At 44.4% G+C, this 13,573-nt stretch carries 12 protein-coding genes and 1 tRNA gene; all 13 read right to left on the reverse strand.

The annotated features are described in order from the left end of the window. Positions 1-25: 25 nt before the first annotated feature. The 13 genes from yihA to racE all read right to left on the reverse strand — a co-directional run bounded on the left by yihA (position 26) and on the right by racE (position 13,486). Positions 26-619, reverse strand: a complete 594-nt coding sequence (gene yihA, locus NXZ84_RS07750) for a ribosome biogenesis GTP-binding protein YihA/YsxC (RefSeq protein ID WP_258839694.1) — start codon at positions 617-619, stop codon at positions 26-28. Beyond that, positions 600-2,945: an endopeptidase La gene (gene lon / locus NXZ84_RS07755; protein WP_258839695.1), complete on the reverse strand. Its 2,346-nt coding sequence runs from the start codon at positions 2,943-2,945 to the stop codon at positions 600-602. The genes yihA and lon overlap by 20 nt, the downstream gene beginning before the upstream one ends. A gap of 131 nt (positions 2,946-3,076) precedes the next feature. Continuing rightward, on the reverse strand, positions 3,077-4,765 hold the full coding sequence (lonB, locus tag NXZ84_RS07760) for an ATP-dependent protease LonB (RefSeq protein WP_258839696.1): 1,689 nt from the start codon (positions 4,763-4,765) through the stop codon (positions 3,077-3,079). Positions 4,766-4,881: 116 nt separating this feature from the next. Further along, positions 4,882-6,003, reverse strand: a complete 1,122-nt coding sequence (locus NXZ84_RS07765) for a lipid II:glycine glycyltransferase FemX (protein WP_258839697.1) — start codon at positions 6,001-6,003, stop codon at positions 4,882-4,884. Positions 6,004-6,212: 209 nt separating this feature from the next. Next, positions 6,213-7,478, reverse strand: a complete 1,266-nt coding sequence (clpX, locus tag NXZ84_RS07770) for an ATP-dependent protease ATP-binding subunit ClpX (protein ID WP_258839698.1) — start codon at positions 7,476-7,478, stop codon at positions 6,213-6,215. 37 nt (positions 7,479-7,515) lie between these two features. After that, positions 7,516-7,719 carry a hypothetical protein gene (locus tag NXZ84_RS07775; RefSeq protein ID WP_258839699.1) on the reverse strand — a complete coding sequence of 68 codons (204 nt, stop codon included), beginning with the start codon at positions 7,717-7,719 and terminating at the stop codon, positions 7,516-7,518. A 102-nt stretch (positions 7,720-7,821) separates the two neighbouring features. Then, positions 7,822-9,114: a trigger factor gene (gene tig / locus NXZ84_RS07780; RefSeq protein ID WP_258839700.1), complete on the reverse strand. Its 1,293-nt coding sequence runs from the start codon at positions 9,112-9,114 to the stop codon at positions 7,822-7,824. Positions 9,115-9,208: 94 nt separating this feature from the next. Further along, a tRNA-Arg gene (locus tag NXZ84_RS07785) sits at positions 9,209-9,284 on the reverse strand. Positions 9,285-9,379: 95 nt separating this feature from the next. Further along, complete coding sequence (locus NXZ84_RS07790; RefSeq protein WP_258839701.1) at positions 9,380-9,886, reverse strand: metallophosphoesterase family protein; 507 nt, start codon at positions 9,884-9,886, stop codon at positions 9,380-9,382. Positions 9,887-9,906: 20 nt separating this feature from the next. Beyond that, positions 9,907-10,530 carry an XTP/dITP diphosphatase gene (locus tag NXZ84_RS07795; protein ID WP_258839702.1) on the reverse strand — a complete coding sequence of 208 codons (624 nt, stop codon included), beginning with the start codon at positions 10,528-10,530 and terminating at the stop codon, positions 9,907-9,909. Continuing rightward, the gene (gene rph / locus NXZ84_RS07800) at positions 10,481-11,272 is read right to left on the reverse strand and encodes a ribonuclease PH (protein ID WP_258839703.1); all 792 of its coding nucleotides are present in this window, start codon (positions 11,270-11,272) and stop codon (positions 10,481-10,483) included. The genes NXZ84_RS07795 and rph overlap by 50 nt, the downstream gene beginning before the upstream one ends. Before the next feature lie 109 nt (positions 11,273-11,381). Beyond that, complete coding sequence (locus tag NXZ84_RS07805; protein WP_258839704.1) at positions 11,382-12,434, reverse strand: GerMN domain-containing protein; 1,053 nt, start codon at positions 12,432-12,434, stop codon at positions 11,382-11,384. A 212-nt stretch (positions 12,435-12,646) separates the two neighbouring features. Beyond that, positions 12,647-13,486, reverse strand: a complete 840-nt coding sequence (racE, locus tag NXZ84_RS07810) for a glutamate racemase (protein WP_258839705.1) — start codon at positions 13,484-13,486, stop codon at positions 12,647-12,649. Positions 13,487-13,573: the final 87 nt, after the last annotated feature.

A 13,573-nucleotide genomic window follows, 5' to 3' on the forward strand; every position in this document is an offset into this window, starting at 1 on the left:
CACCTTTATTAAAAGAACCGATATCTTATTTTACAGCCTTCTCTTTAATTGCGTGCCAAAGTTGGTCTTTTCCCTCACCGGTTTCCGCTGAGAACAAGATCAATTCATCTCCTGCTGCTATGTCCAGCTCTTGACGAATCACTTTCAAATGCTTCTGTCGGTGGTTTCGCGAGATCTTATCAGCTTTCGTTGCTACCACAATCGTCGGCTTTTCATAATGCTTTAACCACTCATACATCTGCTTATCATCACGGGTTGGCGGGTGACGCACATCAATAAGCTGAATAACCGCTTGGCACTCTTGTCGTTCATGTAAGTATCGCTCCACCATCTTACCCCATTGTGCCCGAATCGATTTCGACACTTTTGCAAATCCGTAACCAGGCATATCGGCAAAATAAAATTGTATCTGCTCTTCGATAAGATAAAAATTAATGGTTTGAGTCTTTCCCGGTCTAGAACTTGTCCGCGCCAGATTTTTGCGATGGATCAGTCGGTTAATTAGCGACGATTTCCCCACATTGGAACGCCCAGCCAGAGCTATTTCTGGCAGGGCATCATCTGGATATTGATCGGGACCTACTGCACTTATAATAAATTCAGCTTTTACTTTGCTCATAAGGGTCCTCCACCAACGCGATCTCGAGAACTTCATCCATATGGCTCACTGGGAAGAAGGTGAGATCATTACGTACACTTTCTGGTATGTCAACCAAGTCTTTTTCATTTTCTTTCGGGATAATCACACGTCGAATTCCTGCCCGATGAGCACTTAATGATTTCTCTTTCAAACCACCAATAGGCAGGACACGACCACGTAAAGTAATCTCGCCAGTCATCGCCACGTCTTTACTTACTGGAATATCTGTAAGTGCAGATAGCAAAGCAGTAGCCATGGTAATCCCCGCTGAAGGACCATCTTTTGGTATAGCTCCTTCGGGTACATGAATATGAATATCTTGCTTCTCATGAAAATCTTTTTCCAATTTGAGGCGATCTGAACGCGAACGTATATAACTAAAAGCAGCTTGCGCTGACTCCTTCATCACATCGCCCAATTTTCCGGTCAACGTCAGCTTTCCTTTTCCGGGGAGCAAAGATACCTCTATGCTAAGCGTATCCCCTCCTACTTCCGTCCAGGCTAAGCCCGTCGCCATCCCAGTTTGATCACTCTCTTCAGCTCGACCGTAACGATATTTTTCTGGCCCTAAGAATTGGGAGAGATTTTTGGCTGTAACAACCACACGTTTCTTTTCTCCCGAAACAAGCAATTTCACGCCTTTGCGGCACAATTTACCAATAGTGCGTTCCAAATTACGTACTCCCGCTTCCCGGGTATAGCGCCTGATCACTTTTAATATCGCTTCCGCTTGCAACTGAAACTTCTCTTTCGTCAAACCATGTTCGGCTAGCTGTTTAGGCAATAAGTATTCCTTAGCAATCTTCTCTTTTTCCAATTCCGTATATCCGGAAATCGACAACACTTCCATCCGATCCAAAAGTGGGCGAGGAATGTTATGCACTACATTGGCTGTCGTGATGAACATCACTTTTGACAAGTCAAATGGTGTCTCAATATAGTGATCACTGAAGGTTTTATTCTGCTCTGGATCTAGTACTTCTAATAACGCTGACGCAGGGTCTCCGCGAAAGTCCATCGCCATCTTATCAATTTCATCCAACAAGAAGACCGGATTTGCTTTACCGGCAGTCTTCATTCCTTGGATAATTCGTCCTGGCATGGCTCCAACATACGTCCGTCTGTGTCCTCTAATTTCAGCTTCATCCCGCACACCACCTAGTGAGATACGGACAAACTCACGATTAAGAGAACGCGCTATCGAACGTGCTAGGGACGTTTTCCCCACTCCAGGAGGTCCGACTAAACATAAGATCGGCCCTTTTTGTTGTTTAACCATGCTTTGCACAGCCAGATATTCGAGTACCCGTTCTTTTGCTTTTTCCAAACCATAGTGATCCTCATCTAAGATCTGCTCCGCTTTCTTCAGATCTAGATCGTCTTTCGTTTCTTCCGACCATGGCAGACTGAGAAGCCATTCTACATAACTACGAATCACACCACCTTCAGCTGAGGAGGTTGGTGTTTTCTCCAATCGAACAATCTCTTTCTCCACTTTTTCTTTAACTGCGTCTGGAGCTTCAAGCTCAGCCAATTGTTTTCTTAATTCCTCTGCCTCGCCTGTACGGCCTTCTTTATCACCCAACTCCCGTTGGATCGCTTTCATCTGTTCCCGCAGATAATATTCCTTTTGTGTTTTCTCCATCTGCTTCTTTACACGCTGACTAATCTTTTTCTCTAGTTCCAACACTTCGCGTTCATCATTTAATGTATCTAACAAAAGTTCCAATCTCTTCTCAATATCCAGTGTCTCTAAGAGCTTCTGCTTTTCAGGTATTTTAAGCGGCAAGTGAGCTGCAATCACATCTGCTAATCGTCCTGGCTCATCTATATCCGAAACAGCCGAATATGTCTCCGGCGATACTTTCTTTGACAGGCGTAAATATTCTTCAAAATGATCTAATACTGTACGCATCAATGCTTCCAAGTCTAACTCTACATCTTCTTCTTCATGGCTTAGTTCCTCTACCCGCACACTATAATGCGAATCGGAATCTTCATACTCTACGATACGCGCTCGATGTAAACCCTCTACCAATACGCGAATAGTCCCATTGGGCAATTTTAGCATTTGCCTTACTTTCGCAATGGTTCCGAGTGAATAGATCTCCTCTTCTTTAGGCTCCTCAATATCCACTTCTTTTTGTGTAGAAAGCATGATCAGGTTGTCATCAATCATGGCCTGATCCAACGCTTGAATAGAGCGTTCTCGCCCCACATCAAGATGGATTACCATACTGGGGTAAACCAAGATTCCCCGAAGCGGAAGAAGAGGAAGTTGACGAGTCTCTTCTTTTATTGCCATGAATCCACCTCCAATACTTGCTGCTTGAATTTCCTTTTAACTTTGTACGATTTTATCTTATTCGCTTCCTTTTGTCCATGATCGTAGACCGGTAGCCAATTGGCTACCGGTCTAAAACATTTAACCAGCTATTATACAGGTGCGGAAGAAGCGGACAATATCTCCACAGGTGAAGGGATGATCTGCTCTCCACTCTTTTCTTCCTCCAAACCAATAATCGCTGCGTGAAAAACATCTTTTACATGTTCGACGGGAATCACTTGAATCCCCTCAATATCTTCAAGCGCTCGTTGCATATTATCATGTGGGATTATCACTCGGGTAGCTCCTGCCTGTTTGGCTGCTTTTACTTTAGCAATAACACCACCTACAGGTTTTACTGAGCCATGGATACCTACTTCACCTGTCATTGCTACCCGATTGTCTATCGGCTCATCTCGAATGGCCGAGTATATTGCTGTTGCCATTGTAATTCCTGCAGAAGGTCCATCCAGAGGAATTCCTCCGGGGAAATTGACATGAAGATCGTAGTCATACGGATTGAGATTTGTACGAGCTAATACAGTGAGTACATTTTCGATTGAGCCCCGCGCCATACTTTTACGGCGCAATTTTCGACTGGCAGAGCCCAACTCCTCTTCCTCCACCAAACCTGTAATCGTCAACTTTCCTTTGCCGTGCTCACGAGTAGGTATAGCCGTCACTTCAATCTCCAGTAACGCCCCAATGTTGGGACCATACACTGCAAGTCCGTTGGCTAGCCCCACCTGTGGAGATGTTGGAATTTGTTTATCCGGTCTAGGTGTTAATTGACTGCTATGAATGACCCATTCCACATCGGCCACTTCCATGCACTCCCGCTTTTCCGTGATAGCAATTCCCACGGCCGTCTGCACAATATTAATCGCTTCTCGTCCATTGGTGGCATAACGCTTTATCACTTCTAAGGCACCTTCAGCATATTTAAAACCAATCCGGCTAAGTGCTCGCTGCGCAACCAAACTAATTTCGCGCGGTAGTAATGGACGGAAAAAAATTTCCATACAACGCGATCGAATCGCAGGCGGAATTTCATCTGCAGTTCTTGTTGTCGCCCCTACCAAGCGAAAGTCAGCCGGCAAGCCATTTTGAAATATATCGTGAATATGCTTTGGTGTCTGCGGATCTTCTGCGCTATAATAGGCACTTTCCAAAAACACCTTACGATCTTCTAACACTTTTAACAGCTTGTTCATCTGAATGGAATGTAACTCGCCTATCTCATCGATGAAGAGCAAACCACCGTGAGCTTTTGTAACTGCTCCTTGTTTTGGCTGAGGAATTCCTGCTACCCCCATTGCCCCTGCCCCTTGATAAATAGGATCATGAACAGAGCCAATCAATGGATCCGCAATGCCACGTTCATCGAAACGGGCTGTGGTCGCATCCAGTTCTACGAAACGGGAGGCCGCGTTAAAGGGCGAATCAGAATTTCGTTTTGCCTCCTCTAACACTACACGTGCCGCCGCTGTCTTTCCCACTCCCGGAGGGCCATAAATAATAACATGTTGGGGGTTTGGACCGCATAGTGCCGCTTTTAGCGCTCGTAACCCTTCTTCTTGTCCGACGATATCAGCAAAAGAAGTAGGACGCGTCTTCTCAGCTAATGGTTCTGTCAGTGAAATCATCCGCAGTTTATTAAGCTTTTCTAGTTCTTTCTTCGATTCACGATCGACTGCATGCCGACTCGATTGTTGATTACGAAACAAGTTCCAAAAATAAAGTCCAATAACCATTGAAAAAAATATTTGTAGCAGAAGTAACAATCCTGTGATGTTCATCTGTTCGTCCTCCCATACCCCTTGATTCCGTTTAATCAAAGTATGACCGAGGACAGACAGCACTAATCAAGGAATCGCTTTCCTTATCTGACAAGCCTGGAGGTAATGAAAAGAGCCTACCGTTTCTTCATATACATTTCAAAGGCCCAATGTAACATTGGATGAAGTGGATAATCCCACTCCCCGATATACTCACACGCAACGCCCCCAGCACCCAATAGAAAGGTTAATTCGTCGTAAGAGGAAGTAGCTGGATCTAGAACAGGTGACATACTGCGAAAATCAAATACAGTTGCCCCCTTCTCATGTGCATCGGATATCATCTCCCAGAAAAGAAGAACCTTCGCAGGTAGATGAACCGGATTTACCTTACTCGCAGCGTACAAACTCCATACCTGCTCACCCATGCTCACTTTTATCGCCCCTGCCTGAATGATTCCCTCTTGCTCCGCTAGCTGGAGTGGAGAGTCCGCTTCACTTTCAGCAGATAATGCTCGAAACATCCTCTCAAAATAAGCAAACTCACGTATCCCTTTTCCTTCCTTTTCTGCTTTCTCTTTCAGTAAACTATAAAAAGTTGGCAAGTCGGATGCGTTTCCTGAACGGACGAGGACTCCTTGTTGGGAAGCTATCTGTAAATTTTTCTCCCACGAGGGCGATAACCCCTGTCGCAACTGCTTCGCTGTTCGTCCTTGTAGCGGTATGCGGAAAGTATACTGAGGTTGAACCGTATTCTCCTCTTCCCTTTCCTTTCTACTCCAACCCATCTCCGTTAGTGCTTGTTGTATATACTCTGACTGCGGATCCACTTGATCCATAGCAATGTCGCGCAACTCTTTATTTCTTAATCCATACTCTTGAACTTTATCCAAATACGCCTCAATTGCGGCCGCCCTCCAATGCGCTAGCGGAACTGGGGGGTCCATCTTAACTGTAAAAGCATCTTGCTTTAACAAATATGCGAATAATGGCTGGAACCACTGTTCCAATTGTCGTGAATTCCAGTCGATAACAGGACCACGAGGTATGTATGCCAAATGTTTCTTCAAACCTGGCATCTTACGATACAAGATCATGGCTACACCTACAAGTTGGCTTTCTTGTGAATACCAACCTACATATTCTGAAGACCATTCAGGTTTTACCTGCGCCCAAACAGGGGCTTGCATAAAACTGGCTGCATGCTGCTTTAAGTACGACTGATAGGTGACTTGGTCCACTTGAGCTAGCTGTAACATTCTCTCGTACACTCCACTTTTTATAAATTTTCTTCATTCTTACATTCACACTTACACAAGGAACATCTAAGTCGAGCAACGCTACTATTCTATCATAACTTTTTATCCATCACACAGGAAAACATAATCTACTGTTTTGACACATCTAGACGAGTCGAAAAAAACACTTACTACTTTAAAAGTAGTAAGTGTTAGAGAGGAGAGATCTTTTATGCACTTTCTTCTTTCTTATCGCGACTGCGACCTTTACGTGTATTAAGACGAGGTGCTACTCTTTTCAAAACGGTGTCTTCCGTAACTACGCACTTCGTCACATCATCACGGGACGGTAAGTCATACATCACATCCAACATGATCGACTCAATAATTGCACGTAATCCACGAGCCCCTGTCTTCCGGCGAATGGCTTCGCTTGCAATCGCTTTGAGCGCATCTTCTTCAAAGACTAGCTCCACATCATCCATCTCAAACAGCTTCTGATATTGTTTCATCAAAGCATTTTTAGGTTCTGTCAAGATCCGAACAAGCGCTTCTTCATCTAAAGGCTCCAGCGTTGAAACTACCGGTAATCGACCCACAAACTCAGGTATGAGTCCAAAGCGTAGTAAATCCTCCGGTAAAGCCAATTTTAGATACTCGCCTGCTTTCAAATCAGTACCGCTTTCGCTTTCGGTTCCAAATCCGATCACTTTTTTCCCTATGCGGCGCTTAATAATCTGCTCCAGGCCATCAAAGGCTCCACCACAGATAAACAGGATGTTACCCGTATCAATCTGGATGAACTCTTGATGTGGGTGTTTCCGTCCTCCTTGCGGAGGAACACTTGCAACGCTACCTTCTAATATTTTCAATAGCGCTTGCTGTACCCCTTCACCAGAGACGTCACGCGTAATGGATGGGTTTTCTGATTTGCGGGCTACTTTATCAATTTCATCAATGTAGATAATGCCACGTTCTGCCTTCTCTACATCATAATCTGCTGCTTGAATCAATTTAAGTAAGATGTTTTCTACATCTTCACCCACATACCCTGCCTCTGTAAGTGAAGTAGCATCTGCAATTGCAAACGGAACGTTAAGAATCCGCGCCAACGTCTGAGCGAGCAATGTCTTTCCGCTACCCGTCGGTCCAATCATGATGATGTTACTCTTAGATAGTTCCACTTCTTCTGTCTTGATGGCAGAATTAATTCGTTTATAGTGATTGTATACTGCAACAGATAGAGATTTTTTCGCTGTTTCCTGCCCGATGACATATTCATTGAGCACCTCATTTATCTCATGAGGTTTTGGAAGACTTTGCAGATCCATCTCCTCGTCGCCACCAAGCTCTTCTTCAACAATTTCATTACATAGTTCAATACATTCGTCGCAAATGTATACGCCAGGACCTGCGACTAACTTTCTCACTTGATCCTGCGACTTTCCACAAAACGAGCACTTTAATTGCCCTTTTTCTTCATTAAACTTAAACATGCGAATCACCCCTTGTGAAGGTCTGGCCGGGTGATCACTACATCGACCAAGCCATACGCTTTGGTTTTCCGTGCACCCATAAAACAGCTTGCGCGATTTCATCGCACTTCAAGATCATGCTAGCGGTTGGCCTGTCTCCGTCAAGGCTCAATCTAACACCTATCGCCTCAGCCGCAAGTAGGTGACGTCCATACTCGCAGCCCAACCGCAAACGGATATGTACAATCGGTTCGGTGAACATGGTTTCATTCCAGCTGTAAGCGGAAGAACAACACCTCCTCCGATACTTTGAAAAAGAAGGCACGCGATAAGCACACGTGCCTTGTTTCTCTTCTTACTTCCATTATGCCGCATTTTTGCTGTTGGATACAAGTAGGTCAACCGTTTTCTTTACTTTCACTTGATCTTTAAATGCCTCAATATTCCCTTGGCTATTTAGGATTTGACGAACTTCTTCTAAGTCGCGATCCATTTCACTTGCCAATTCTTTCAATTCCGCTTCCAAATCTTCATCAGAGACCTCAATGCTCTCTTCAATACCGATTTGTTCAAGAACTAAATCAGCGCGCACTTTCTTCTCCGCATCTTCGCGGAATTGAGAGCGGATAGCGTCATCATCTTGACCCAATAGTTGCTGATATTGCTCTAATGTAATCCCTTGATAGCGAAGTTGTTGTTCAAATTGTTGCACCATGTGATCTACTTGGCTTTCAATCATTACTGCTGGCAGTTCAATTTCAGCATTTTCTGTTGCTTTTTCAACAAGCGAATTACGAATATAATCTTCTTGCTCACGCTTTGCTTTCTCTTCTAAATTCTTACGAGTATCTGCTTGTAGCTCAGCAAGTGTATCAAAGTCACTCACATCTTGTGCAAATTCATCATCTAGAACAGGTAGAGACAGACGCTTGATTTCATGCATCTTCACATGGAAAGTAGCTTCTTTACCCGCCAAGTTTTCTGCGTGGTACTCCTCTGGAAAAGATACTAGTACATCTTTCTCATCTCCTACTTTCATGCCTACCAACTGTTCTTCAAATCCAGGAATGAACTGACCAGATCCTACTTCGAGGTTGTACTGTTCTGCTTGACCGCCTTCAAAGCGCTCTCCGTCGATCATCCCATCAAAGTCTAAAATGACGCGATCGCCTTCGGCAACTTCGCCCTCTTCTACTACTTCGAGCTGACCTTGTTGTTCTTGCATCTTCTTCAGTTCCGCCTCAATATCTTCATCACTTACACTAAAGTCTTTTTCTTCGATCTCTAGCTCTTTATATTGTCCCAGCTTCACTTCTGGTTTCACCGTAACCGTAGCTTTGAAGATAAGTGGAGCGCCTTTTTCGATCTGCTCTAAATCAATCTCTGGTTGATCCACTGGTTCGATCCCAGCTTCTTCAACAGCGGAGCCGTATGCTTCTGGCAACAAGATATCAAGTGCATCTTGATAAAGAGATTCCACACCGAAACGCTTTTCAAAAATTGGACGTGGAACTTTCCCTTTACGGAAACCTGGTACACTTACTTTCTTAATCACTTTAGTAAAAGCTTGATCCAAAGCTTCATTTACTTTTTCAGCTTCGACTTCTACCGTTAATATTCCTTTATTTGTTTCTGTTTTTTCCCATTTGGCGCTCATTACACGTTCCCTCCAAGCTCTATTTACATAAATCTGACCATCCGGCTGGATGGTCACTTTATCTTTTTCTTCATCATGTCCATTAAGACAATCATGGCGTCCCAGGAGGGATTTGAACCCCCGACCTACGGTTTAGAAGACCGTTGCACTATCCACTGTGCTACTGGGACATATAGGGCAAAACACTTAGCATATTATATGCTGAACCTCGATGAACTGTCAAGGGATTCGTCGAATTGGTGGGACGTTTCCGGTATAACAGGCACTACAACTGGAAACGTCCTCCATGCTCAACTATTTCCTCTCCATTTGGCTCATAAAAAGCAACTTCGACTGTTCGTTTCGCCCTCGTCGTAACAATCGCGTAACTAGGATATCGAACTCCACGGGGTTGGGTTAAACTACCCGGATTAAGCAATAGGAGATCCGAATTTAGCATACACAAAGGACGGTGCGTATGACCAAAGCAAACTATGTGGACTCCCATCTCCTGAGCTCGATATCTAAGCATGAGCAAAGAGCGCTCCACATGATAACGATGCCCATGTGTGACCAGAATGCGCATCTCCTCATCTATCACTACCGTTCGTTCCTCCGGCACTAGTTCCCAATCGCAATTCCCACGAACTGCCGTCAAGTTAACTGCAGGCAAAGCATTTTCATCCGTGCAAAAATCTCCACAATGGATCACTTCATCACAAGCTTCCCTTCCAACCACTTCAGATAAAAGTTGTTGGTTTCCATGTGAATCACTAACCACCAGGATTCGCATTTCGTCTACTCCACCCCTGCCTAAAAAGTAAACCTCTCATAAAGCTGAGCAACCATTTTCCGTGCAGCCTCTGCGCGATGGCTTCGTTTATTTTTCACTTCTGTCCCCACTTGAGCCATTGTTTTTTTCATATCGGGAAGATAAAAAATGGGGTCATAACCAAATCCACCTTCACCTTGGGGTTGTTCCGCAATCACTCCTGCACATGTACCCTCTACTGAAATCGTCTCTACCCCAGGGACAGCCAATGAGAGTACACACACAAATCGAGCAGAACGCTCCTCCAGTGGGACTCCCTGCAATTCCATTAGTAACTTCTCCACATTCATACGATCGTTCGCCTTTTCGCCTGCATAGCGCGCAGAATATACTCCCGGCGCACCTGCCAACGCTCTCACTTCTAAGCCTGAATCGTCTGCCATAACAGGAATATGCAAAAGTTGAGCAATCACCTCTGCCTTCTTTTCTGCATTACCTTGAAAGGTATCCCGATCCTCCACTACTTCTGGAAGAGACGGAAACGAATCCAATCCAATAACAGATAGACCCAACTCCTGTTGCAAAAGCGTATTTAATTCACGAACCTTATTTTTATTACGTGTGGCTAGAACGACTTGTTTGCCCATCCACCGCTGTTTCGACATTCGTTCCTCCTCCAATATTTGCTCCTGCTTCTTGTAGTACTTCACGCTGGATAGCAATTAGCTGAGACACCCCTTGCTCTCCCAGTTGAATTAACTGAGTCAATTCTTGTGGTGAAAAAGGCGCTTCCTCCCCTGTCCCCTGTAATTCTACAAATTTACCCGCACCTGTCATCACGATGTTCATATCCACTTGCGCAGATGAATCCTCTCGATAGCACAAATCTAACATCGGTGTACCGTCTAAAATACCTACGCTAGTTGCGGCCAAATAATCATGGATCGGGATGGCAGGAAAGCCTTTCTTTTTGGCCAAATCATACAGAGCATCCACCACAGCCACAAATGCACCCGTAATCGATGCCGTTCGTGTTCCGCCATCCGCCTGGATCACATCACAGTCAACCCACAACGTACGTTCTCCAAGTTGATTCAAATCGACAACCGAGCGGAGGGCACGCCCAATTAGCCGTTGGATTTCCATCGTCCTTCCGCCTAATTTCCCTTTACTCGCTTCACGGATTGTTCTTGTCTGTGTCGCACGAGGCAGCATGGAATACTCTGCTGTAATCCATCCCTTCCCACTTCCTCGCAGAAAGGGGGGCACGCGCTCCTCGACGGAAGCATTACATAACACATGAGTGTCGCCTACTTTTATGTATACCGATCCTTCTGCATGCTTCGTAAAATGACGCACCATCTCAATAGGGCGCAGTTCATCATATCCTCGTCCATCTACTCGCATATCGCTACCCTCCATTTTCTTTCATTCCCTAATGATAACATAGAAGCGAAAAAGAAAAAATTCCTCCTTCCATTAAGGCAGGAGGGCACTATTTGGTGGCATTATGATTCTATAATGAATTGGGATTAACCTGCTTAGGTCTAGATACGGGCTTACCGAGCAATTCTCCATCCGCCTTCACTTGCGCCTCACCATCTACCGTTATTTTCACTTTTTTAGCCTCTGCATTCTCCGTTAAGGAGAGGACAATCGCTTGAATCGCTTCCTTGGATGCCGATTTACTCTCAGCGTAATCGAGCAGCTCTTTACTAAAGTCAGCGGAAATCAGATCTTTGCTTACATCAACACTATTCACCTTGGTTGTATCGGATAATGCACTAACCAAAGCATCTCCGTGAGTAGGTCCTTGTATCAACTCGGCTAATGCCGCTTCAGCCACTTTTTCTTTCCGGTCAATCATCCTCGTCACTGGCACATAATAGACTTGATCCTCACTCGTTTGTCCGAGGAAATAAAGCGTCACAGGCATACTTTTTGTCACATCGATCCCTCTGCTCACTTCTACATTGATCCCACTGGAACGGGACAATTTTTGAGCTGGACTTTTCTTCTCTGGCATAGCCGCTAGAGGCTTTCCTTCAACCCAAATATTAACTTCTTCTACTGATTCAAATCCTGTTAATGTCCATGTAATCGCGTTCAAAATCTTCTCTTCCATCTCAGCATCATACGTTAAAAACTCTTTTGATAAGTCGACAGTCGCTACCCGGCCATCGATGTTTAATCCTTTCACTTGTGTGCCTTTGGGAAGAATCGCACGAAACCCTGCTGGGATACTATCAGCAGCAGGACCTGATTCCACCATATACATCAATGCTTCTTTTGCGATCCCTTCAACTTTAGGAATACCCATCGCATAGGGAACCAAGTACCCATACTCATCTAAATAGTATAATTCAATACCACTTGTGGTTTTCTTCTCCTCTTTCTCTTCATCAGATTTTGCTTCACTCTCTTCTTTTTGTTCTGACTCCATCTTCTCCGGTGGTGGATCAATTGACTTATTCTCTCCTGTATCTGCTCCTAACGAACAACCGACGAACACCATTGCTAGAGCGATCAACAACGTGATCATTCGTAGTGATCGTAAATATGCACCCATCCCTTTCCCCTCCTTGGACAACTTTTTCTTTATATGTATACGAGCCGTCACAAAATTTATCACTCTCAATTATGTTTAGAGATAAAAAGTATGCTGGCCCTCTCTACTTCTTAAAGAAAATAAAAAGGTCGACACATCGTTATATCCTCTACATTGCAAACAGCTAAACACAAAAGAGGAGCTACCCCATAGAGTAGCTCCTCTTTTGTGATTTAGCCTGTAACTCGTGTTAGTGTTTGCTCTAAATTTACACGTTCCACTTCCAGCGGATGATCCAACCAATCTTCCGCGATCTCATGAAAAACACGGGGATTTCCGCTGGTAAAAAAGCGGTGGCGGATGATATGAAGATTTCCGATTTCCCGATCTAATAATCCCTTATGATGAAGAATGGTACTAAGTTCACGCGCTGTCTCTTCTGCTGAGCTGATGAGCTTTACAGATGAACCCATCACTTCGCCAATATAATTTGATAAAAGCGGATAATGCGTACATCCTAAAATCAAAGAATCCAGATCTTTACTTTTCATTGGATCTAGAGCTGCACGTACTATTTGACGCGCTGCCAGTGGATCTTTAAATCCGCCCTCTGCCAGCGGAACTAGCGTAGGACACGCATGTGAGTAAACGGACACTCCGGGATGAATCGACTTGAGAGCCCGTTCATAAGCCGCACTCTTAATCGTACCCTGTGTACCGATCACACCAATACGTCCATGTCGTGACATATTGATAGCTGCACGAGCTCCTGGATCAACTACTCCTAACACAGGGATGTTTAATTCCTCTTTAACGATATCTAATGCCACTGCCGTTGCCGTGTTACATGCAATCACCAATGCTTTTAACGGAAACCGCGATAAAAAATCTACAATTTGCTTGGTGAAGGCGATCACTTCTTGTGGCTCACGTGGTCCATATGGACAACGCTTCGTATCACCAAAGTATAAAATATGTTCCCGCGGTAATTGACGAATCACTTCTTTAGCAACGGTTAAACCACCCACACCAGAATCTAAAATTCCAATCGCTTTACGACTCTCCCGATTCATGATCACAGCGTACCCAGTCCTTTATTTTCTTTTCATTATTCTATTGCTTTCATTATGAAACTGCCGTTGGACTATGCTAACATGCAA

Origin of the sequence: Mechercharimyces sp. CAU 1602 (assembly GCF_024753565.1) — a bacterium.
GTDB lineage: Bacteria > Bacillota > Bacilli > Thermoactinomycetales > JANTPT01 > Mechercharimyces.